Below are 20200 nucleotides of genomic sequence, written 5' to 3' on the forward strand. Positions count from 1 at the left end.
GTGCCTGCGATGACGCCTATCGAGATCAGCGCGATCGACGCGGCCCACATCTGGCATCCCTACAGCGCGATAGGAGCCGACGCGCTGGCGCCGATGGTCGCGACGGGGGCCCGGGGCGCCTGGCTCACCCTCGATCGTGGCGGCCGACCCGTCGAGGTGCTCGATGCGATGGCGTCGTGGTGGACCGCGGTGCACGGCCACGGCCACCCCGCGCTGGACGCCGCGATCACACGCCAGCTCGCGACCATGAACCACGTCATGTTCGGCGGCCTGACGCACGAGCCCGCGGCCCGGCTCGCGCAGCTGCTCGTCGACATGACGCCGGCAGGCCTGGAGACGGTGTTCTTCAGCGACTCCGGCTCGGTGTCGGTGGAGGTCGCGGTCAAGATGGCGCTGCAGTACTGGCGCAGCAGCGGTCGCGCCGGAAAGAGCCGGTTGATGACGTGGCGCGGCGGCTATCACGGGGACACCTTCACTCCGATGAGCGTGTGCGATCCGGACGGCGGCATGCACACGCTGTGGACCGGGGCGCATTCCCTGCTGGCGGACCAGGTGTTCGCGCCGGCCGTCCCCGCCGAGTACGACCCGGCCTACAGCGCGGCCTTCGCCGACCAGCTGGCTCGTCACGCCGATGAGCTCGCCGCGGTGATCGTCGAGCCCGTCGTGCAGGGCGCGGGCGGCATGCGGTTCCACGATCCCCGCTATGTGACCGATCTGCGCCGCATCTGCGACGAGCACGGCGTGCTGCTGATCTTCGACGAGATCGCCACCGGGTTCGGCCGCACCGGTGAGCTGTTCGCCGCGGACCACGCCGGGGTCAGCCCCGACATCATGTGCGTGGGCAAGGCGTTGACCGGCGGGTACCTGACGCTGGCGGCGACGCTGTGCACCCGCGCGGTCGCCGAGACGATCAGCGCGCACCCGCCCGGGGCGCTGATGCACGGTCCGACGTTCATGGCCAATGCGCTGGCCTGCGCGGTCAGCGTCGCGTCCCTGGAGCTCCTGGCCACTGGGGATTGGCGGTCGCAGGTGCGCGACATCGAAGCGGGACTGCGGTCCGGGTTGGCGCCCGCAGCCGAGCTGCCGAACGTGGTCGATGTGCGGGTGCTCGGCGCGATCGGCGTGCTGGAGCTCGACCGGGATGTCGATCTGCGCGTCGCGACACCGGTGGCGGTCGAGCACGGGGTGTGGCTGCGGCCGTTCCGCAATCTCGTCTACGTGATGCCTCCCTACATCTGTACCGCCGACGAGATCGCCCAGATCACCTCGGCGATGATCGAGGTCGCGCGTGCACTAACCTGAACGGTGTTCAAGTCGGGCATGCGAGAGGAGCGCCGGTGACGCGCGTCGGTCTGGATCCGTTGGCCTGGCTCGACGATGTCGCTACCGCGCGCCGCAGCGCCGGCCTACGCCGCAGCCTGCGCACCCGCCCGCCCGTCGGCGCCGAACTCGATCTCGCCTCCAACGACTACCTCGGCCTCTCCCAGCACCCCCGGGTACTCGATGGTGGCGTCGAAGCCATGCGCACCTGGGGTGCGGGCGCTACGGGGTCCCGGCTGGTCACCGGCAACACCGAGCTCCACGAGTCTTTCGAACGCGATCTCGCCGACTTCGTCGGCGCGGAGTCGGCGCTGGTGTTCTCCTCCGGATACACCGCCAATCTCGGTGCGGTGGTGGCCCTTTCGGGTCCCGGCACCCTGCTGGTCTCCGATGCGCTCACCCACGCCTCGCTGGTCGACGCGTGCCGCCTGTCGCGGGCCCGCGTGGTCGTCACCCCGCACGGCGACGTCGCGGCCGTGGCAGCAGCCCTCGCCGGCCGCGTCGAGGAGCGGGCCGTCGTGATCACCGACTCGGTGTTCTCCGCAGACGGCGACCTGGCCCCGCTGACCGCGCTGCACGAGGCGTGCCGCAGACATGGCGCGCTGATGATCGTCGACGAGGCGCACGGGCTCGGCGTGCGAGGTGCGGGCGGACGCGGACTGCTGCACGAAGTCGGCTTGGCGGGCGCACCCGATGTGGTGATGACGACGACGCTGTCGAAGGCGCTGGGCAGCCAGGGCGGGGTCGTGCTCGGACCGGCCGCGGTGCGCGAGCATCTCATCGACGCGGCGCGACCGTTCATCTTCGACACCGGCCTGGCGCCGGCTGCCGTCGGCGCGGCACACGCCGCGCTCGGCGTGCTGATCGACGAGCCCTGGCGGGCCGCTCGCGTGCTCGAGCACGCCGCGGCCCTGGCCGAGATCTGCGACGTGGCGGAGACGCCGACGTCGGCGGTGGTCTCGGTGATTCTGGGTGACCCGGAGGTGGCGTTCGCCGCGGCGGCCGCCTGCCTCGACTCCGGGGTCCGGGTCGGCTGCTTCCGACCGCCGAGCGTGCCGGCCGGCACCTCGCGGCTGCGGCTGACCGCGCGGGCGTCGCTGACCGACGACGAGATGGCCGTGGCGCGGCGGGTGCTGACGGACGTCCTGGCGGCGCGATGAGCGTGCTCGTCGTCACCGGCACCGGCACTGGGGTCGGCAAGACGGTGGCCACCGCTGCGCTGGCCTGCCAAGCCCGGCTGGTCGGCCTCGACGTGGCGGTGTGCAAGCCCGTGCAGACGGGCACCGACGACGGCGACGACGACCTGGCCGAGATCGGAAGGCAGGCCGGCGTGACGCAGCTGTTCGCCGGGTGGCGCTATCCGGAGCCGCTGGCGCCGGTGGCCGCCGCGCAGCGGTCCGGCGCCGCGCTGCCCACGCGTACGGAGCTCGTCGAACTGATCCGGCGCGCGGACGCGCCCGGTCGCCTCACCCTGGTCGAGGGCGCCGGCGGGCTGCTCGTCGAAGTCGGCGCCGATGGCGTGACGCTGCGTGACCTGGCCGCCGAGCTGGCTGCGCCGGTCCTGATCGTGGTGGCTGCGGGGCTCGGCACCCTCAACCACACCGCGCTGACCATCGAAGCTCTTGCCGCGCACCATGTTCGGTGTGCCGGACTGGTGATCGGCTCGTGGCCGGCCCAGCCCGGCGTCGCAGAGGTCGACAACCGTGAAGCGCTGGCGCGCCTGGCCCCCGTCCGCGCGGCGCTACCCGCCGGCCTCGGCGCTCTCGGCGCCGCCGACTTCGCAGGGATCAGCGCCAGGGCGTTCGACCCGACCTGGGTCGCCGGGCTGCGCTAGTGGTGCATTCGGTCGAGGCACTCTTCGACGTCACCACCGAGTCGACGGTGCGCGGCCTGTGGGACGGCCTGGCGGCTGCGGGCGTCCCCAGCCAGGCGGGGCACACCGCCCCGAGCAACCGGCCTCATGTCACGCTCACGGTGGCCGCGCACATGGATGACGCCGTCGACGCTGCGCTGGCGGCGCTGCTGGACCGATTGCCGCTCCCGTGCGTGATCGGCGCACCGATGCTGTTCGGCGGCGGGCGCACCGTCACGCTGGTGCGCCTGGTCGTGCCGTCGGCCGAACTGCTGGCGCTGCACGCCGGCGTTCATCATGCATGCCTACCGCACATGTCCGAAGGCGTTCTGCCACACGCAGATCCGGGCCGATGGACGCCGCACGTCACCCTCGGCCGGCGTATCCCGCCCGATCTCGTGCCGCTCGCATTGACGGTGCCGGGAATCGCCGGCGACATCGAGGGTGAGCTGACCGCGCTACGACACTGGGACGGCAACGCCAAACAGGAACACTGGATCAACTGATCGGACAGGAACACTGGATCAACTGATCGGCAGGCGGCTAGACGCGCTGCTCCCGGCGCGCCAGGATGCCGTCGATCAGCAGGCGCACGCCGAAGTCGAACCGGGTGTCCTGGTCGTCGGTCAGCAGCGACGCGTCGGGCAGGTCCGCGCCGGCGGCGTCCCACTGCCGGCGTGACTGCTCGTCGACGGTGAAGCCGAGCACGTAGTAGACGACGGTGCGGGCGGTGAGCTCGGCATTGGTGGCCGGCACCCCCGCCTCGGCGGCGGCGTCCGTCAGCTGCCCCACCACGTCGGCCATCACGGTCGACTCGGCGGCGGCGAAGCTGGCCGACACCAGCTCTGCGCCGTCGGTGTGGGACAGCAGCGCATCGCGCACCTGTCGGCACAGAGCCCCGACGCGGGACGGCCAATCGCCCGACGGCCGACGCACCGGCGCCAACACATGGTCGGCCACGGCGCCGAGCAGCTGCTGCTTGTTGGCGAAGTGCCAGTACAGCGCGCCCGGCGACACCTGGAGCTCGCGAGCGAGGCGCCGCATCGACAGATCCGCCAGCCCGTAATCGTCGAGCAGCGACGTCGCCGCGGCGACCACGTCGCGTTTGTGGAGCTGCACGCCAGTACCCTAACCTGAACACCGTTCAATTGTCGGCTCCGCCGACGTGTTCACGAGCATGGGCAGCGAGGGAGACAACGGATGAGCGACATTCTGGCGGTGGCACGTGAGCAGGTGCTCGAGCGGGGTGTCGGCCTCGATCAGGACCAGACGCTGCAGGTGCTGCAACTGCCCGACGATCGCCTCGACGATCTCCTCGCGCTGGCCCACGAGGTCCGCATGGCCCACTGCGGCCCGGACGTCGAGGTCGAGGGCATCATCAGCCTGAAGACCGGCGGCTGCCCCGAGGACTGCCACTTCTGTTCGCAGTCAGGGCTTTTCGCCTCACCCGTGCGCAGCGCGTGGCTCGATGTGCCGAGCCTGGTGGAGGCGGCCAAGCAGACCGCCAAGACCGGAGCCACCGAGTTCTGCATCGTGGCCGCGGTCCGCGGGCCCGACGAGCGGTTGCTTGCTCAGGTGGCCGCGGGCATCGAGGCCATCCGCAACGAGGTCGACATCCAGATCGCCTGCTCGCTCGGCATGCTCACCCAGGAGCAGGTCGACCGCCTCAAGGACATGGGCGTGCACCGCTACAACCACAACCTCGAGACCGCGCAGTCCTTCTTCACCAACGTGGTGACCACCCATACGTGGGAGGAGCGCTGGGAGACCCTGGAGATGGTGCGCGAGGCCGGGATGGAGGTGTGTTGTGGCGGCATCCTCGGAATGGGGGAGACGCTCGAGCAGCGCGCGGAGTTCGCCGCCAACCTCGCCCAGCTGGATCCGCACGAGGTCCCGTTGAACTTCCTGAACCCGCGCCCGGGCACCCCGTTCGGCGATCTGGAGGTGCTGCCGGCCGCCGAGGCGCTCAAGGCCGTCGCCGCGTTCCGGCTCGCCCTGCCCCGCACGATGCTGCGCTTCGCCGGCGGCCGGGAGATCACACTGGGCGACCTCGGTGCCAAGAAGGGCATCCTGGGCGGTATCAACGCCGTCATCGTCGGCAACTACCTGACGACCCTGGGCCGGCCGGCCGAGGCCGACCTCGAGCTGCTCGAGGATCTGCAGATGCCGATCAAGGCACTCAACGCCAGCCTGTGATGGTGCACGAGCTGCCCGGGCCGGTGGGTGCCGGCGTCTTCAACGTCTACACCGGTGAGCCCGCGGGCAGCACCGTGCCCACCGCCGCGGCGCTCGGTCTGGAACCTCCGCGGTTCTGCGCCGACTGCGGCCGCCGGATGGTGGTGCAGGTCCGCCCCGACGGCTGGTGGGCCAAGTGCTCGCGCCACGGCCAGGTGGACTCGAAAGATCTGGAGCTGTACCGATGACCGAAGTTCTCGGGACCACCGGCGCTACGACGACCTCACGCGTGCGCGCCACGCTCCAGGTCGTCGTCGCGCTCGCGATCGCCGGAGCGGTGTGCGGGGCGCTGTGGGCGTGGCTGGCACCGCCGATCCACAGCGTCGTCGCGCTGACGCGCAGCAATGACCGCGTCAAGGCCTACCTCGGCAACGAGGGCGACCATTTCTTCACCGCGGCGTTCCTGATGGTCGGGTTCCTCTCGGTGCTTGCCGTGATCGCGGCGGTCGCGGTGTGGCAGTGGCGCACCCAGCGCGGACCGGTGATGATGGCCGCCCTCGGCGTGGGCTCCGTCGTGGCGTCGGCCGCCGCGGTCGGCACCGGGGCGGTGCTCGCGCGACTCCGCTACGGGCACCTCGATGTGGCGGCGGTGGACGTCACCGAGCAGAACCGGGTGACCTACGTCGTCGAGGCGCCATCGGTGTTCTTCGGCCACACACCGCTGCAGGTGGCGCTGACTCTGCTGTTTCCGGCTGCGGTCGCGGCGATGATCTATGTGCTGGGCGCCGTGTCGACCAGCCGTGACGATCTCGGGGGCTGGCCGCCGGTCGAGCCGGCGGGGCCGGCTACCGGTCGAACCGGGACAGCGGCTGACGTTCCACCCGTCGCCCCGTCATCACCTTCACCGTGATCTTGCCCAGCGTGACCATGCCGCGGTAGGTCGACGGGTTCAACAGCGTCGGCCACTTGGTGCGTTTGATGTTCTCGCGCAGCGGCTTTCCGGCGAAGCGGTCGCGCAGCCAGCGCAGCGTCATCGGAGCGGACATCGGGTGCAGCAAGAGATGCTCGCTGAACAGATCGCGGTGGTAGGTGACGTGGGCGCCGCCGCGTACATAGGTGTGCGCCAGGTCGTCGATGTCGTCGACAGAGATGATGCGGTCGTGGACCGCTTGGACGATCAGGACCGGAACCGACGGCGCCGCCGTGCCCAGCTTGATGCTGTCGAACACGTGCTGTACCTCGGGGCTCAGCAGGATCTCCTCGAGCGGCCGGTCGACCATGTCGGCCATGTCGCGGCCCGCGCAGGTGATCATCGCCTGGGCGGTGGTCATCTTCTGGATGCGCTCCAGCAGCGCCTTGCCGTCCGGCGTGGCGTGCTCGGAGATGATGCGATCCAGGTCCGGGTAGATGTGGGTCAGCGCGGCCACCACCAGCGCCGGCAGACCGGAGTAGATGCTGCCGTTGAGCCGGCGGAAGGTGTGCCCGAGGTCGCCCACCGGGGAGCCGAGGACCGCGCCGACCACGTTGAGCTCTGGTGCGTAGGCGGCGTGGACCTCCGCGGCCCACGCCGAGGCGAGTCCGCCACCGGAGTAGCCCCACAGGCCGACCGGTGAGTCTGCGGAGAGCCGGAACGTCGGGTGGTTGATGGCGGCCCGGACGCCGTCGAGGATGTGGTAGCCCGGCTCGTAGGGAGCGCCCCACATCCCGGTCGAGCCCTCGTGATCGGGCACCGACACCGCCCACCCCTCGGCGAGTGCAGCGGCCACCAACAGGAATTCGAACTGTGCGAAGGCGCCGATGGCCTTGGCGCCGCGCCGCATCGCGTAGGAGGGGAAGCAGCGGCTGGCGACCGCGTCGATGGCGCACTGGTAGGACATCACCGGCAGCGGCCGTTCGGGGTCGCGTTCGGTCGGGATCAGCACCGTGGTGACGCTGGCCTGCGGATCGCCTTGAAAATCGGTCGTGCGATAGAGCAGTTGGGTGGCACGGAACTTCTGCGGCACCAGGCCGAGGAACGCCAGCTCGACGTCGCGGGAGCGCAGCACGGTGCCGGGACGGGCGTGCTCGTAGCCCTCGGGCGGCTCATAGAAGGAGTCTTCGGACGGCACCACCGGGCGCTGCCTGGGGCGAAGCGCCTCGTGGTGTGGTTGGCCGATCCATTCGGCCCCTGTCGCCCGCGCCGCGCTGCCCAAGTCCATCAGGGCATTGTTACTTAAGAATGCGTTAAGAAGCCAGTCGACTCACCCGGGCGGACGTAATGCAGCGAACTCGTCGGTGACCCGATACCGGGCGTCGGCGAACCGGTAGAGCGCCGCCGGCCGGCCCCCGCTGCGTCCCGAGCGCGCCGTGGTGCCGGTCCGCGTGATCACGTGACGGCGCTCGAGGACGCGCTGCAGGTTGGTCGCATCGACGGGGTGGCCGAGTGCCGCGCTGTAGATGTCACGCAGCGTCGAGAGGGCGAATTCGTTGGGCGCCAGGGCGAATCCGATGTTGGTGTAGGACAGCTTGGCGACCAGCCTGGTGCGCGCGTGATCGACCATCGGGCCGTGGTCAAACGCCATCGGCGGCAGGTCGCCGACCGGGTGCCAGCGGGTGTCGGGGGGGAGTTCGGGGGTGGCGGGGGAGGGTACGAGGCCCAGGAACGTCGAGGCGATGGCGCGGTCACCGGGCACGCGGTCGGGTTCGGAGAACACCGCCAATTGTTCGAGGTGGGCGAGTTCCCGCAGGTCGACCTTCTCGGCGAGCTGGCGGCGGACGGAGTCGGTCAGCGTCTCGTCGTGGCCGAGCCTGCCGCCGGGCAACGCCCAGCGGCCGCGCTGTGGGTCCAGCGCCCGCTGCCAGAGCAGCACGTTCAGGGCGTTCTCTCGAACCTGAAACACCACGGCCAGGACTTCGTGGTGAGTGCTACGATGTGGCATGTTTTCGATTGTAAGTCGAAAACCTCGTACAAGGTAAGGAGACGGCGATGACCGTGCTCGCGACCGATAGCGCCGACCGCATCGTCGACGGCCCCGACGGCTACACCGGTGTCGAGGGGGACGCCGCCTGGGCGGCCGAGGTCCGGCGACTGCTGGATCTGCGCGGCGCCACGCTGCTGGCGCACAACTATCAGCTGCCGGAGATCCAGGACGTCGCCGACCACGTGGGCGACTCGCTGGCTCTGTCGCGCATCGCCGCGGAGGCGCCCGAGGACACGATCGTGTTCGCGGGGGTGCACTTCATGGCCGAGACCGCCAAGATCCTCTCGCCCGACAAGACGGTGCTGATCCCCGATCAGCGCGCCGGCTGCTCGCTGGCCGACTCCATCACCGCAGACGAGCTCCGTGCGTGGAAGGCCGAGCACCCCGGCGCCGTGGTCGTGTCCTACGTCAACACCACGGCCGCGGTGAAGGCCGAGACCGACATCTGCTGCACGTCCTCCAATGCCGTCGAGGTGGTCGCATCGATCCCCGCCGACCGTGAGGTGCTGTTCTGCCCGGATCAGTTCCTGGGTGCCCACGTGCGCCGGATGACGGGCCGGCAGAATCTGCACGTTTGGGCCGGGGAATGCCACGTGCACGCGGGCATCAACGGTGACGAACTCGCCGAGCAGGCGCGCACGCATCCTGACGCCGAGTTGTTCGTCCACCCCGAGTGCGGCTGCGCCACTTCGGCCCTCTACCTCGCCGGTGAGGGGGCCTACCCGAAGGAGCGGGTCAAGATTCTGTCCACCGGTGGCATGCTGGACGCCGCTCGCGAGACCGGTGCCCGGCAGGTCCTGGTCGCCACCGAGGTCGGCATGCTGCACCAATTGCGCCGCGCCGCACCCGATGTCGACTTCCAGGCCGTCAACGACCGGGCGTCCTGCCGGTACATGAAGATGATCACGCCTGCGGCCATGCTGCGCTGCCTGGTAGAGGGTGCCGACGAGGTGCACGTCGATCCCGACACCGCCGCGCGGGCTCGCGCCAGTGTCACGCGGATGATCGAGATCGGTCAGCCCGGCGGCGGGGAATGACCACCACCGGCCCGGGCTGCGGCGGTTCCGGCGGTTGGCGTCTGCGCGCGGACGTCGTCGTCATCGGGACCGGGGTTGCCGGTCTCGCCGCCGCGCTGGCCGCGCACCGCCGCGGCAGCCGCGTGATCCTGCTGAGCAAGGCGGCGGAGACGGCGACGTTCTACGCCCAGGGCGGGATCGCCGTGGTGCTGCCCGACAGCGTCAGGGGTGCCGACGACTCCGTCGACGCGCACGTCGCCGACACGCTCGTCGCCGGCGCCGGGTTGTGCGACGCCGAGGCGGTGCGCTCCATCGTGGCCGACGGCGCTCGCGCAGTGGCCGAATTAGTCGGTGCGGGAGCGCATTTCGACGAATCGTCGCCTGGGCGCTGGGCACTGACCCGAGAAGGTGGGCACACCCGCCGACGCATCATCCACTCCGGCGGTGACGCCACCGGCGCCGAGGTGCAGCGCGCGTTGGATCACGCCGCGGCATCGCTGGACATCCGCCGCAACCACGTCGCACTCGATCTGCTGATCGACGACGGCGCCGTCGCCGGGGTCTCGGTGCTCAGCGAGGACGGCCCGGGGACCGTCTATGCGCCGTCGGTCATCCTGGCCACCGGCGGCGCCGGGCACCTGTACCGCGCGACGACGAACCCCGAAGGTTCCACGGGAGACGGTGTCGCACTGGCGATCTGGGCAGGTGTGCCGGTCTCCGACGTGGAGTTCGTGCAGTTCCATCCGACGATGCTCTACACCGGGTCGGCCTCCGGTCGACGACCGCTGATCACCGAGGCATTGCGTGGAGAGGGCGCGTCGCTGGTCGACCGGCACGGCGAACCGGTGATGTCCGGCGTGCACCCGATGGGTGACCTCGCGCCTCGCGACGTCGTCGCGGCAGCCATCGAGGCACGTCTGAGCGCCTCCGGTGATGCGTGTGTCTACCTCGACGCCCGCCACGTGGCCGACGTGGCCCGCCGGTTCCCGACTGTCACGGCCGCCTGCCGTGCCGCGGGTATCGACCCGGTGCGGCAACCCATTCCGGTGGTTCCCGGTGCGCACTACAGCTGCGGAGGGGTGGTCACCGACGTGCACGGCCGCACCGCGATCGACGGGTTGTACGCCGCCGGGGAAGTGGCCCGCACCGGGATGCACGGCGCGAATCGGCTGGCATCCAACAGCCTGCTGGAGGGCCTGGTGGTCGGCGGCCGCGCCGGTGTCGCTGCCGCCGAGCACGCGGAACTCGCCGGTCCGCCGCGCGTGGTCGTCGCGGAACCGTCGGTGCGGCCGGTGCTCGCGCGCCCGTCACTGCAGCACGCGATGAGCAGGTACGCCTCCGTCGTCCGCGATGACGCCGGGCTGGGCCGGCTGGCCGCCGAACTGGAGGTGGCACAACCGCGAATGCTGTCCTCGCGCAGCGCCTTCGAGGACGCCGCGCTGACTGCGGTGGCCGGCGTGGCGGGTGCGGCGGCACGGGCGCGCACCGAGACCCGCGGGTGCCACCACCGCAGCGACTTCCCCGACACCGATCCGGCCCAGGCGGTCAGCATCATCTGCGCTCCCGTCGCGTCAGGGTGCCGTTGATGGCCCCGACGCTGACGGCCGAGGAGAGGGCCGACGCCCGGTCGATCATCTCCCGGGCCCTTGACGAGGATCTGCGCTACGGACCCGATGTCACCACCCTGGCCACGGTGGCCGAGGACGCGACCACGACTGCATCGGTGGTGGCGCGGGAAGCGGGTGTCATCGCCGGCGGTGATCTCGCGCTGATCGTGTTCGACGAGGTGCTCGGCAGCGACGGCTACCGGGTGGTGCATCAGGTACCCGACGGCACTCGGCTCGAGCCGGGCGGCGCTGCACTGATCGTCGAGGGCCCCACGCGCGGATTGCTCACCGCTGAGCGCACGATGCTCAATGTGCTCTGTCACCTGTCCGGTATCGCCACGGCCACCGCTGCCTGGGTGGACGCGGTAGCGGGTACGCAGGCTCGGATCCGGGACAGCCGCAAGACACTTCCCGGCATGCGGTTGCTGCAGAAGTACGCCGTCCGTGTCGGTGGCGGCGTCAACCACCGAATGGGGCTGGGCGACGCCGCGTTGATCAAGGACAACCACGTGGCGGCCGCAGGTTCGGTGGTGGAGGCATTGCGCAGGGTTCGTGAGGTGGCGCCGGATCTGCCGTGCGAGGTCGAGGTCGATTCCCTCGAGCAGCTCGACGAGGTACTCGCCGAGGGTGTCGAGCTGGTGCTGCTCGACAACTTCCCGGTGTGGCAGACGCAGATCGCCGTGCAGCGCCGGGCCACCCGCTCACCGCACACGATGCTGGAGTCCTCGGGCGGGTTGTCGCTGGACAGCGCCGCCGACTACGCCGGGACCGGGGTCGACTACCTGGCCGTCGGCGCGCTCACGCATTCGGTGCGGGTGCTCGACCTGGGTCTGGACCTGTAGCGCATGCGTGTCTCACCGGGTCTGGCTCTCGCGGTGGCGCTGCTGTCGACCGGCCTGTCGGCGGCCGCGCTGGTCCGCACGCTGGATCGCGATCCCGGCTACACAGACGAGCAGCGCTCCGCGGCGACTGCGCGGGTGTGCACGGCGTTCGCCACGGTCCGCGCGGGCGTGGCGACCAACACCAACGTGACCGCGCCCGACGACATCAGCGGCTCGCTGGCCGCCGCGGCCAACGCCCGGCTGGCGCTGTCTGATGGCGGCCTGTACCTGCTGGCCCGCCTCGACCCGGCCACCCCGGCCGATCTCGCCGACACGGTCCGGACGTTCGCCGACGCCTTGCTCGACATCGGTGCGGCTGCCACCGCGGGTGCGTCGAACACCGATCCGGAGCAGGCCAAGCGGCTGGCGGCGGCCGAGGCGGCCAGCGCCGCGGTCAGCAACCGTTGTCGCTGACCGTCAGGCCGGCATCGGCCCGCGGCGCAGCAGTGACAGCACCACCGCTGCCGCGGCGAACAGGCCGGCGAACACCCGGTTGAGCAGGGTCTGCTGCCGGGGGGTGCGCAGCCAGGTCAGCAGCCGCACGGCCAGGCCGGTGTAGAGACCCATCACCACCAGGTCGACGACGACCATCGTGACCCCGATCGCGACGTACTGCGGGATCAGTGGCGCGCTCGGCACCACGAACTGCGGCATCACCGCGAGGAAGAACAGCAGCCCCTTCGGGTTGGTGGCGTTGACCAGGAACCCGCGCACGACCAGTGCACCGCGACCGCCGGCGACCACCTGGTCCATCTGGGCGCGCAGGTCGACCCCGACGCTGCGCCACTGCCGGAACGCCAGGTAGGCCAGGTAGGCCACGCCCAGCCATTTGATGATCGTGAACGCCAGGATCGAGTTCGCGACCGCGGCGCCCAGCCCGATCGCCACGAGTGTCAGCTGCAGCATCAGCCCGATCTCGAGGCCCAGGATGCTCCAGTAGCCGCGGCGCACCCCGTGGGTCAAGCCGGTGGCCATCGACTGGATGGCGCCCGCGCCGGGGGAGATCGCGATCAGGATGGCCGCGCCGAAGAACGCCAGCCACATCTGCCAGGTCATGGCGCCGTGCTCACGAGCTGATGTCCGCGACGAAGACGCCGGATCGCTTGGCGACCATCTGGGCCATCCGGGGCAGGGACGGGTCGTTGGTGCCGGCGGGCAGCACCCTCGGCCGCACGAGGTGCAGGGTCTCGCTACCGATCCGGATGTCGGCCTCGCCGGCGGCCAGGACGTTCTTGACCCAGTTCGTCTTGCCGTGTGCCAGTCCGACCGCCAGCACCGAACCCTTGCGGTACGGCGTGACGATCGTCTCGTACTCGGTGCCGGAGGTGCGGCCGCGATGGTGGATCACCGCGAGACCCGGCATGCGCTTGGACAGCGGCCGCAGCAGGGGGTTCATGTACTTGATCTGCAGCTTTTCGAACCACGGCGGAAAGATCATCGGCACGCCCGGCGCGTTGTTGGGGTGGCTGCTCCTGCTCGGCCGGTCCGGCATGACGCCTCCGATTCTGATTTGTGCTGCTCTGGGACAATGGTCAGCGTGAATGTATCGCCACCGCTCCTGCGGCGCATCGACCTGCGCGGCACGACGTTGTCGGCCGCCCGTCTGCGGACCGCGTTGCCCCGAGGTGGTGTCGACGTCGACGCGGTGCTGCCCAAGGTCCGGCCGATCGTCGACGCGGTCGCGGAGCGCGGCGCCGACGCCGCGCTCGAGTACGGCGCCTCGTTCGACGGAGTGCGGCCCGAGCAGGTCCGCGTGCCCGCTGACCAGCTGCGCGCTGCTCTCGATGCGCTCGACACCGACGTCCGGATCGCGCTCGAGGTGGCGATCGAGCGCGCCCGCGCCGTGCACGCCGATCAGCGCCGCACCGACACCACCACCACGCTCGCCCCGGGCGCGACGGTCACCGAGCGGTGGGTGCCCGTGGAGCGGGTCGGCCTCTACGTCCCCGGTGGCAACGCCGTCTACCCGTCCAGCGTCGTGATGAACGTCGTCCCGGCCCAGACGGCCGGTGTGGAGTCGCTGGTGATCGCCAGCCCACCGCAGAAAGATCATGGCGGGCTGCCGCATCCGACGATCCTGGCCGCCGCGGCGCTGCTCGGCGTCGACGAGGTGTGGGCCGTCGGCGGCGCCCAGGCCGTCGCGCTGCTCGCCTACGGCGGCACGGACACCGACGATGCAGAACTCGCACCCGTCGACATGATCACCGGGCCGGGCAACATCTACGTCACTGCCGCCAAGCGGATCTGTCGCTCCCGTGTCGGCATCGACTCCGAGGCCGGCCCCACCGAGATCGCGATCCTGGCAGACCACACCGCCGACCCGGTGCACGTCGCCGCCGATCTGATCAGCCAGGCCGAACACGACGAGATGGCCGCCAGCGTGCTGGTCACCGACAGCACCGCGCTCGCCGATGCCACCGACGCCGAGCTGGCTCGCCAGCTGGAGACGACGGTGCACCGCGAGCGGGTGAGTGTCGCGCTGGGCGGTCAGCAGTCGGCGATCGTGCTGGTCGACGACGTCGACACCGGCCTGCGCGTGGTGAACGCCTACGCGGCCGAGCACTTGGAGATCCAGACGGCCGACGCGGCCGGTGTCGCCGCGCGGGTCCGTTCCGCGGGCGCGATCTTCGTCGGCGCCTGGTCTCCGGTGAGCCTCGGCGACTACTGCGCCGGCTCCAACCACGTCCTGCCCACGGCCGGTTGTGCCCGGCACTCCAGCGGGCTGTCGGTGCAGACATTCCTGCGCGGCATCCACGTCGTGGACTACACCGAGGCCGCTCTCAAAGACGTTGCCGGACATGTGATCACGCTCGCCAACGCCGAGAACCTGCCCAGCCACGGCGAAGCGGTGCGGCGGAGGTTCGAGAGATGAACCCCGGTCAGACCACCACGCTGGCGGAACTGCCGCTGCGCGAGGATCTTCGCGGCAAGTCGCCGTACGGGGCGCCGCAGCTCGCGGTGCCGGTGCGGCTGAACACCAACGAGAACCCGCACCCGCCGACGCAGTCGCTCGTCGACGACGTCGCCGCATCGGTGCGCGAAGCCGCCGCCGAGCTGCACCGCTACCCCGACCGCGACGCCGTGGCGCTGCGCACCGATCTGGCCGCCTATCTGAGCACGCAGACCGGGGTCCGCGTCGGTGTGGAGAACGTCTGGGCCGCAAACGGATCCAACGAGATCCTGCAGCAGCTGCTGCAGGCGTTCGGCGGGCCGGGCCGCAGCGCGATCGGCTTCGTGCCGTCGTACTCGATGCACCCGATCATCTCTGACGGCACCCAGACGCAGTGGCTGGCCGCCCACCGCGCTGACGATTTCGGCCTCGACGCCGCCGTCGCCGCCACCGCGATCAAGGAGCACAACCCCGACGTCGTGTTCGTCACCAGCCCCAACAACCCGTCCGGGCAGAGTGTGTCGCTCGATGATCTGCGGTTGCTGCTCGACGCGATGGCCGGCGGGGTGATGATCGTCGACGAGGCCTACGGCGAGTTCTCCTCGCAGCCCAGCGCGCTCGCCCTGATCGACGAGTACCCGACGCGGGTCGTGGTGTCGCGCACCATGAGCAAGGCGTTCGCGTTCGCCGGCGGCCGGTTGGGCTATCTGGTGGCAGCCCCCGCGGTCGTGGACGCGATGCTGCTGGTGCGTCTGCCGTATCACCTGTCGTCGCTGACCCAGGCCGCGGCCCGGGCCGCGCTGCGCCACGCCGACGACACTCTCGGCAGCGTCGCGACGCTCATCAGCGAACGCGAGCGGGTCTCGAAGGGCCTGACGGACATGGGTTTTCGGGTGATTCCCAGCGACGCCAACTTCCTGCTGTTCGGGGAGTTCGCCGATGCCGCCGCGACGTGGCGGTCCTACCTGGAGGCCGGGGTGTTGATCCGCGACGTCGGTATCCCCGGCTACCTCCGCACCACGATCGGCCTGGCCGACGAGAACGACGCACTGCTGAGCGCCAGTGCCCGACAAGGAGTGAAGTGAGCCGTCCCCACAGGTACGCCAAGGTCGAACGCAAGACCAAGGAATCCGACATCGTCGTCGAGCTCGATCTCGACGGCACCGGGCAGGTGAGCATCGACACCGGTGTGCCGTTCTTCGACCACATGCTGACCTCGCTGGGCAGCCACGCCCGGTTCGACCTGACGGTGAAAGCCGTCGGTGACATCGAGATCGAGGGCCACCACACGATCGAGGACACCGCGATCGTGCTGGGCCAGGCGCTGGGTCAGGCGCTCGGCGACAAGAGCGGTATCCGCCGGTTCGGTGACGCGTTCATCCCGATGGACGAGTCGCTGGCGCACGCCGCGGTCGACGTCTCGGGCCGGCCCTACTTCGTGCACACCGGAGAGCCGGAGTTCATGGTCAGCTTCACCATCGCGGGCTCGCAGGCGCCGTACCACACCGTGGTCAACAAGCACGTCTTCGAATCGATCGCGTTCAACGCGCGCATCGCGCTGCACGTACGCACGCTGTACGGTCGCGATCCGCACCACATCACCGAAGCGCAGTACAAGGCCGTGGCGCGGGCACTGCGTGAGGCCGTCGAGTACGACGAGCGGGTCAGCGGCGTGCCGTCGACCAAAGGGACGCTATGAGAGTGATTCTGTGACAACCAAACTCGTCGTGCTCGACTACGGATCGGGAAATCTGCGGTCGGCTCAGCGGGCGCTCGAACGGGTCGGTGCGGAGGTCGAGGTGACCGCCGACAAGGGTGCCGCGATGGCCGCCGACGGCCTGGTGGTCCCGGGCGTCGGTGCGTTCGAGGCCTGCATGGCCGGGCTGCGCGAGGTCGGCGGCGAGCAGATCATCGCCGAGCGCGTCGCCGCCGGGCGTCCCGTTCTGGGCGTGTGTGTCGGCATGCAGATCCTGTTCTCCCGCGGCGTCGAATTCGGCGTCGAATCGACCGGGTGCGGGCAGTGGCCGGGCGCCGTGGTCCGCCTCGACGCGCCGGTGATCCCACACATGGGCTGGAACGTCGTCGATGCCCCCGCCGAGAGCGTGCTGTTCCGGGGCATGGATCCGGCGACGCGCTTCTACTTCGTGCACTCCTATGCCGCCCAGCAGTGGGAGGGCGATCCGGACGCGACGCTCACCTGGGCGACCCACCACGTGCCGTTCCTGGCCGCTGTCGAGGCGGGCCCGCTGTCGGCCACGCAGTTCCACCCGGAGAAGAGCGGGGACGCCGGCGCCGAATTGCTGTCGAACTGGATCGGGGCGCTAAGTTGACCGGCGTGAACGCACCGAAACTGGTCCTGTTGCCCGCCGTCGACGTGGTGGAGGGGCGCGCCGTGCGCCTGGTTCAGGGGCAGGCCGGCAGTGAGACCGAGTACGGCTCGGCACTGGACGCGGCGATGACGTGGCAGCGCGACGGCGCGGAGTGGATTCACCTCGTCGACCTGGACGCCGCGTTCGGCCGCGGGTCGAACCGGGAGCTGCTCGCCGAGGTCGTCGGGACGCTCGACGTGGCGGTGGAACTCTCCGGCGGCATCCGCGACGACGAGTCGCTGGCGGCGGCGCTGGCCACCGGTTGCGCCCGCGTGAACCTCGGCACGGCGGCGCTGGAGAACCCGCAGTGGTGTGCCCGCGTGGTCGCCGAGCACGGCGAGAAGGTGGCCGTCGGGCTCGACGTGTTGATCTCCGGCGGTGAGCACCGGTTGCGCGGCCGCGGCTGGGAGACCGACGGTGGCGACCTGTGGACGGTGCTGGAGCGGCTCGACAAAGAGGGCTGCTCGCGCTTCGTGGTCACTGATGTCACCAAGGACGGCACGCTCAACGGGCCCAACCTGGAGCTGCTGTCGTCGGTGTGCGAGCGCACCGACGCCCCGGTGATCGCGTCGGGCGGGGTGTCCAGTCTGGACGATCTGCGCGCGATCTCGACGCTGACCGGTGTGGGGGTCGAAGGCGCGATCGTCGGAAAAGCCTTGTACGCGGGCCGGTTCACGCTGCCTGAGGCCCTGGCCGCGGTCGGCACGTGACGCTCGACGCGCGCCAGCTCGCCGAGCTCCTCGACACGGCCGCGGGAATTCTCGACGGGGCTTCGGCACAGTTCATCGCCGGCCACGGCGCCGACTCGGCGGTGGCCAAGAAGGGCAACGATTTCGCCACCGAGGTGGATCTCGCGATCGAGCGCCGCGTGGTCGCCGAGTTGCAGCGGCTGACCGGTATCGGAGTGCACGGCGAGGAATTCGGCGGGGAGTCGGTCGATTCGGAGCTGGTCTGGGTCCTGGACCCGATCGACGGCACCTTCAACTACGCCGCGGGGTCGCCGATGGCGGCGATCCTGCTTGGTCTGCTCGTCGACGGCGAGCCGACGTTGGGCCTGACGTGGCTGCCGTTCATGGGGCAGCGCTACACCGCGGCGGTCGACGGCCCGGCGCGCTGCAACGGCCAGGAGCTCTCTCGGCTGGAGCAGACCGGGCTGTGCGATGCCATCGTGGGCACCGGCACGTTCAACATCGAGTCGCGCGGCCGCTACCCGGGCCGGTACCGGGCAGCGGTGCTGTCCAACCTCAGCAAGCAGTGCTCGCGTATGCGGATGCACGGTGCCACCGGGATCGATCTGGCCTATGTCGCGGCGGGAATCCTCGGGGGCGCCATGAGTTTCGGGCATCACATCTGGGACCACGCCGCGGGCGTTGCGCTGGTGCGTGCCGTGGGCGGCATCGTCACCGACATGGCGGGGGAGCCGTGGACGGTGACGTCCCCGTCGGCGCTGGTGGCGGCCCCCGGCGTCCACGAGGAGATGCTCGACCTGATCGGTTCGGCCGGCGACCCGAAGGACTACCTGTGAGCACCGGTGGTGACGTCGCAACCCGCGTGATCCCGTGCCTGGACGTCGACGCCGGGCGCGTGGTCAAGGGCGTGAACTTCGAAAACCTGCGCGACGCGGGCGATCCCGTCGAGTTGGCCGCGGTCTACGACGCCGAGGGCGCCGACGAGTTGACGTTCCTGGACGTCACGGCGTCGTCGTCGGGACGCTCGACGATGCTCGAGGTGGTGCGCCGCACGGCTGAGCAGGTGTTCATCCCGCTGACCGTCGGGGGCGGGGTGCGGTCGGTGGCCGACGTGGACATGCTGCTGCGCGCGGGTGCGGACAAGGTGTCGGTGAACACCGCTGCCCTCGCCCGCCCGGAGCTCCTCTCGGAGTTGTCGCGGCAGTTCGGTTCGCAGTGCATCGTGCTGTCGGTCGACGCGCGGACCGTGCCCGCGGGTTCAGAGCCCACACCGTCGGGTTGGGAGGTCACCACGCACGGCGGGCGTCGCGGCACAGGCATCGACGCGGTCGAATGGGCGGCGCGCGGCGCCGAGCTCGGTGTGGGGGAGATCCTGCTGAACTCGATGGACTTCGACGGTACGAAGGCCGGCTTCGATCTGCGGATGCTGCGGGCGGTGCGCGGTGCGGTGTCGGTGCCGGTGATCGCCAGCGGCGGGGCCGGTGCCGTGGAACATTTCGCGCCCGCCGTTGTTGCAGGGGCCGACGCCGTGCTGGCGGCCAGCGTCTTCCACTTCAAGCAGCTGACCATCGGACAGGTGAAGGCGGCGATGGCGGCGGAAGGGATCACCGTGCGATGAGTCTGGACCCGGAGATCGCTGGGCGACTCAAGCGCAATGCCGACGGGCTGTTCGCCGCGGTGGTGCAGGAGCGTGGCACCGGTCAGGTGCTGATGGTCGCGTGGATGGACGACGACGCTCTGGCTCGGACGTTGGAAACCCGTGAGGCAACGTATTTTTCGCGGTCACGCGGCGAGCAGTGGATCAAGGGTGCGACGTCGGGCCACACGCAGCGGGTGCATTCGGTGCGGCTGGACTGCGACGGCGACACCGTGCTGCTGGAGGTCGACCAGGTCGGCGCGGCCTGCCACACCGGCGATCACACGTGCTTCGACGCCGACCTGCTGCTGGGTCAGGCCGACTGACGCTTGCGCAGCGTCTGCAGCGCTTTGTCGGCGTGGCTGTCCATGCTGATCTCGCTGGCGATCACGTCGAGCACGGTGCGGTCGGTGTCGATGACGAACGTGGTGCGCTTGACCGGCATGAACTTGCCCAGGAGCCCGCGCTTGACGCCGAACTGCGTGGCGACCGTGCCGTCGGTGTCCGAGAGCAGCGGGTAGTCGAATTTCTGCTGATCGGCGAAGCGTGCCTGCTTGTCGACCGGGTCGGCGCTGATGCCGACGCGGGTGGCGCCGACGGCGGCGAATTCGGCGGCCAGATCGCGGAAGTGGCATGCCTCCTTGGTGCAGCCGGGCGTCATCGCGGCGGGGTAGAAGAACAGCACGATCGGACCGTCGGCGAGCAGTTCGGTCAACGACCGCGTCGTACCGGTCTGGTCGGGCAGCGAGAACTCGGCCACGGTGTCACCACGATTCATGTTTTACAACCTACGTCTGGGAGAATG

The 20200-nt window shown here is 70.3% G+C and carries 25 protein-coding genes; 19 read left to right on the forward strand and 6 right to left on the reverse strand.

Annotated features, from left to right (window positions below; all coding sequences use genetic code 11):
- Genes ACZ50N_RS11970 through ACZ50N_RS11985 form a run of 4 tightly spaced genes read left to right on the forward strand, consistent with a single transcriptional unit; the run spans position 1 to position 3678 of the window.
- Entirely contained in the window at positions 1 to 1302 is a 1302-nt protein-coding gene (locus ACZ50N_RS11970; RefSeq protein WP_464475444.1) for an adenosylmethionine--8-amino-7-oxononanoate transaminase, read from the forward strand.
- Between the two features lie 35 nt (positions 1303 to 1337).
- The gene (locus ACZ50N_RS11975; RefSeq protein WP_464475445.1) at positions 1338 to 2480 is read left to right on the forward strand and encodes an 8-amino-7-oxononanoate synthase; all 1143 of its coding nucleotides are present in this window, start codon (positions 1338 to 1340) and stop codon (positions 2478 to 2480) included.
- Positions 2477 to 3154, forward strand: a complete 678-nt coding sequence (gene bioD, locus ACZ50N_RS11980) for a dethiobiotin synthase (RefSeq protein ID WP_464475446.1) — start codon at positions 2477 to 2479, stop codon at positions 3152 to 3154. The genes ACZ50N_RS11975 and bioD overlap by 4 nt, the downstream gene beginning before the upstream one ends.
- Positions 3154 to 3678: a 2'-5' RNA ligase family protein gene (locus ACZ50N_RS11985; protein WP_464475447.1), complete on the forward strand. Its 525-nt coding sequence runs from the start codon at positions 3154 to 3156 to the stop codon at positions 3676 to 3678. The genes bioD and ACZ50N_RS11985 overlap by 1 nt, the downstream gene beginning before the upstream one ends.
- A gap of 37 nt (positions 3679 to 3715) precedes the next feature.
- On the opposite strand, the gene ACZ50N_RS11990 is transcribed toward ACZ50N_RS11985, so the two are convergent.
- Positions 3716 to 4291: a TetR/AcrR family transcriptional regulator C-terminal domain-containing protein gene (locus ACZ50N_RS11990; RefSeq protein WP_464475448.1), complete on the reverse strand. Its 576-nt coding sequence runs from the start codon at positions 4289 to 4291 to the stop codon at positions 3716 to 3718.
- An 81-nt stretch (positions 4292 to 4372) separates the two neighbouring features.
- On the opposite strand from ACZ50N_RS11990, the gene bioB reads away from it, so the two are divergent.
- The 3 genes from bioB to ACZ50N_RS12005 are packed head-to-tail and all read left to right on the forward strand — an operon-like array spanning position 4373 to position 6257.
- Positions 4373 to 5368 (forward strand): biotin synthase BioB, encoded by a 996-nt coding sequence (bioB, locus tag ACZ50N_RS11995; RefSeq protein WP_046364695.1) that lies wholly within the window; start codon positions 4373 to 4375, stop codon positions 5366 to 5368.
- Complete coding sequence (bsaP, locus tag ACZ50N_RS12000) at positions 5368 to 5595, forward strand: biotin synthase auxiliary protein BsaP (protein WP_048422102.1); 228 nt, start codon at positions 5368 to 5370, stop codon at positions 5593 to 5595. Before bioB ends, bsaP begins: the two co-directional genes overlap by 1 nt.
- Complete coding sequence (locus ACZ50N_RS12005) at positions 5592 to 6257, forward strand: DUF2567 domain-containing protein (RefSeq protein WP_048422101.1); 666 nt, start codon at positions 5592 to 5594, stop codon at positions 6255 to 6257. The genes bsaP and ACZ50N_RS12005 overlap by 4 nt, the downstream gene beginning before the upstream one ends.
- Here ACZ50N_RS12005 and ACZ50N_RS12010 read toward each other — a convergent pair.
- Both ACZ50N_RS12010 and ACZ50N_RS12015 read right to left on the reverse strand, forming a co-directional pair.
- On the reverse strand, positions 6193 to 7545 hold the full coding sequence (locus tag ACZ50N_RS12010) for a lipase family protein (protein WP_133414328.1): 1353 nt from the start codon (positions 7543 to 7545) through the stop codon (positions 6193 to 6195). The genes ACZ50N_RS12005 and ACZ50N_RS12010 overlap by 65 nt on opposite strands.
- A 42-nt stretch (positions 7546 to 7587) precedes the next feature.
- Positions 7588 to 8265 carry an NUDIX hydrolase gene (locus tag ACZ50N_RS12015; protein WP_048422099.1) on the reverse strand — a complete coding sequence of 226 codons (678 nt, stop codon included), beginning with the start codon at positions 8263 to 8265 and terminating at the stop codon, positions 7588 to 7590.
- A 47-nt stretch (positions 8266 to 8312) separates the two neighbouring features.
- Between ACZ50N_RS12015 and nadA the strand changes: the two genes are divergently transcribed.
- Genes nadA through ACZ50N_RS12035 form a run of 4 tightly spaced genes read left to right on the forward strand, consistent with a single transcriptional unit; the run spans position 8313 to position 12225 of the window.
- Positions 8313 to 9344, forward strand: a complete 1032-nt coding sequence (gene nadA / locus ACZ50N_RS12020; RefSeq protein WP_048422098.1) for a quinolinate synthase NadA — start codon at positions 8313 to 8315, stop codon at positions 9342 to 9344.
- A complete protein-coding gene (locus ACZ50N_RS12025; protein ID WP_464475449.1) occupies positions 9341 to 10909 on the forward strand; it encodes an L-aspartate oxidase in 1569 nt (522 codons plus the stop codon). Before nadA ends, ACZ50N_RS12025 begins: the two co-directional genes overlap by 4 nt.
- Positions 10909 to 11772 (forward strand): carboxylating nicotinate-nucleotide diphosphorylase, encoded by an 864-nt coding sequence (gene nadC / locus ACZ50N_RS12030; protein WP_046365415.1) that lies wholly within the window; start codon positions 10909 to 10911, stop codon positions 11770 to 11772. Before ACZ50N_RS12025 ends, nadC begins: the two co-directional genes overlap by 1 nt.
- 3 nt (positions 11773 to 11775) lie before the next feature.
- A complete protein-coding gene (locus tag ACZ50N_RS12035) occupies positions 11776 to 12225 on the forward strand; it encodes a hypothetical protein (RefSeq protein WP_464468167.1) in 450 nt (149 codons plus the stop codon).
- Between the two features lie 3 nt (positions 12226 to 12228).
- Here ACZ50N_RS12035 and ACZ50N_RS12040 read toward each other — a convergent pair whose 3' ends face one another.
- Both ACZ50N_RS12040 and ACZ50N_RS12045 read right to left on the reverse strand, forming a co-directional pair.
- Entirely contained in the window at positions 12229 to 12867 is a 639-nt protein-coding gene (locus ACZ50N_RS12040; RefSeq protein WP_046365410.1) for a LysE family transporter, read from the reverse strand.
- 10 nt (positions 12868 to 12877) lie between these two features.
- Positions 12878 to 13303 carry a nitroreductase family deazaflavin-dependent oxidoreductase gene (locus ACZ50N_RS12045; RefSeq protein ID WP_464475450.1) on the reverse strand — a complete coding sequence of 142 codons (426 nt, stop codon included), beginning with the start codon at positions 13301 to 13303 and terminating at the stop codon, positions 12878 to 12880.
- Positions 13304 to 13339: 36 nt separating this feature from the next.
- Here ACZ50N_RS12045 and hisD point away from each other — a divergent pair, with 36 nt between their 5' ends.
- From hisD to hisI, 8 genes are read left to right on the forward strand one after another with little or no spacing between them, the layout of a single operon-like run.
- Positions 13340 to 14683: a histidinol dehydrogenase gene (hisD, locus tag ACZ50N_RS12050; protein ID WP_277244230.1), complete on the forward strand. Its 1344-nt coding sequence runs from the start codon at positions 13340 to 13342 to the stop codon at positions 14681 to 14683.
- Positions 14680 to 15786, forward strand: coding sequence for a histidinol-phosphate transaminase (locus ACZ50N_RS12055; RefSeq protein WP_464468164.1), 1107 nt, complete (start codon positions 14680 to 14682; stop codon positions 15784 to 15786). The genes hisD and ACZ50N_RS12055 overlap by 4 nt, the downstream gene beginning before the upstream one ends.
- Positions 15783 to 16400, forward strand: a complete 618-nt coding sequence (gene hisB, locus ACZ50N_RS12060; protein ID WP_048422092.1) for an imidazoleglycerol-phosphate dehydratase HisB — start codon at positions 15783 to 15785, stop codon at positions 16398 to 16400. The genes ACZ50N_RS12055 and hisB overlap by 4 nt, the downstream gene beginning before the upstream one ends.
- Positions 16401 to 16410: 10 nt before the next feature.
- A complete protein-coding gene (gene hisH, locus ACZ50N_RS12065) occupies positions 16411 to 17031 on the forward strand; it encodes an imidazole glycerol phosphate synthase subunit HisH (protein WP_464475451.1) in 621 nt (206 codons plus the stop codon).
- Complete coding sequence (priA, locus tag ACZ50N_RS12070) at positions 17028 to 17780, forward strand: bifunctional 1-(5-phosphoribosyl)-5-((5-phosphoribosylamino)methylideneamino)imidazole-4-carboxamide isomerase/phosphoribosylanthranilate isomerase PriA (RefSeq protein ID WP_464475452.1); 753 nt, start codon at positions 17028 to 17030, stop codon at positions 17778 to 17780. The genes hisH and priA overlap by 4 nt, the downstream gene beginning before the upstream one ends.
- The gene (locus tag ACZ50N_RS12075; RefSeq protein ID WP_073685094.1) at positions 17777 to 18595 is read left to right on the forward strand and encodes an inositol monophosphatase family protein; all 819 of its coding nucleotides are present in this window, start codon (positions 17777 to 17779) and stop codon (positions 18593 to 18595) included. Before priA ends, ACZ50N_RS12075 begins: the two co-directional genes overlap by 4 nt.
- Positions 18592 to 19377: an imidazole glycerol phosphate synthase subunit HisF gene (hisF, locus tag ACZ50N_RS12080; RefSeq protein ID WP_048422088.1), complete on the forward strand. Its 786-nt coding sequence runs from the start codon at positions 18592 to 18594 to the stop codon at positions 19375 to 19377. Before ACZ50N_RS12075 ends, hisF begins: the two co-directional genes overlap by 4 nt.
- On the forward strand, positions 19374 to 19721 hold the full coding sequence (hisI, locus tag ACZ50N_RS12085) for a phosphoribosyl-AMP cyclohydrolase (protein WP_073685092.1): 348 nt from the start codon (positions 19374 to 19376) through the stop codon (positions 19719 to 19721). Before hisF ends, hisI begins: the two co-directional genes overlap by 4 nt.
- Here hisI and ACZ50N_RS12090 read toward each other — a convergent pair.
- Positions 19709 to 20173, reverse strand: coding sequence for a peroxiredoxin (locus ACZ50N_RS12090; protein ID WP_046365401.1), 465 nt, complete (start codon positions 20171 to 20173; stop codon positions 19709 to 19711). The two genes, hisI and ACZ50N_RS12090, sit on opposite strands and share 13 nt — an antisense overlap.
- Positions 20174 to 20200 lie beyond the last annotated feature (27 nt).

Source organism: Mycolicibacterium obuense (assembly GCF_055397605.1).

Excerpts from the sequence above, each read along its gene's own strand:
- bioD (WP_464475446.1), top strand. The coding sequence starts at position 2,477 with ATGAGCGTGCTCGTCGTCACCGGCACCGGCACTGGGGTCGGCAAGACG.
- bioB (WP_046364695.1), top strand. The coding sequence starts at position 4,373 with ATGAGCGACATTCTGGCGGTGGCACGTGAGCAGGTGCTCGAGCGGGGT.
- bsaP (WP_048422102.1), top strand. The coding sequence starts at position 5,368 with ATGGTGCACGAGCTGCCCGGGCCGGTGGGTGCCGGCGTCTTCAACGTC.
- ACZ50N_RS12005 (WP_048422101.1), top strand. The coding sequence starts at position 5,592 with ATGACCGAAGTTCTCGGGACCACCGGCGCTACGACGACCTCACGCGTG.
- ACZ50N_RS12010 (WP_133414328.1), bottom strand. The coding sequence starts at position 7,545 with ATGGACTTGGGCAGCGCGGCGCGGGCGACAGGGGCCGAATGGATCGGC.
- ACZ50N_RS12015 (WP_048422099.1), bottom strand. The coding sequence starts at position 8,265 with ATGCCACATCGTAGCACTCACCACGAAGTCCTGGCCGTGGTGTTTCAG.
- nadA (WP_048422098.1), top strand. The coding sequence starts at position 8,313 with ATGACCGTGCTCGCGACCGATAGCGCCGACCGCATCGTCGACGGCCCC.
- ACZ50N_RS12025 (WP_464475449.1), top strand. The coding sequence starts at position 9,341 with ATGACCACCACCGGCCCGGGCTGCGGCGGTTCCGGCGGTTGGCGTCTG.
- nadC (WP_046365415.1), top strand. The coding sequence starts at position 10,909 with ATGGCCCCGACGCTGACGGCCGAGGAGAGGGCCGACGCCCGGTCGATC.
- ACZ50N_RS12035 (WP_464468167.1), top strand. The coding sequence starts at position 11,776 with ATGCGTGTCTCACCGGGTCTGGCTCTCGCGGTGGCGCTGCTGTCGACC.
- ACZ50N_RS12040 (WP_046365410.1), bottom strand. The coding sequence starts at position 12,867 with ATGACCTGGCAGATGTGGCTGGCGTTCTTCGGCGCGGCCATCCTGATC.
- ACZ50N_RS12045 (WP_464475450.1), bottom strand. The coding sequence starts at position 13,303 with ATGCCGGACCGGCCGAGCAGGAGCAGCCACCCCAACAACGCGCCGGGC.
- hisD (WP_277244230.1), top strand. The coding sequence starts at position 13,340 with ATGGTCAGCGTGAATGTATCGCCACCGCTCCTGCGGCGCATCGACCTG.
- ACZ50N_RS12055 (WP_464468164.1), top strand. The coding sequence starts at position 14,680 with ATGAACCCCGGTCAGACCACCACGCTGGCGGAACTGCCGCTGCGCGAG.
- hisI (WP_073685092.1), top strand. The coding sequence starts at position 19,374 with ATGAGTCTGGACCCGGAGATCGCTGGGCGACTCAAGCGCAATGCCGAC.
- ACZ50N_RS12090 (WP_046365401.1), bottom strand. The coding sequence starts at position 20,173 with ATGAATCGTGGTGACACCGTGGCCGAGTTCTCGCTGCCCGACCAGACC.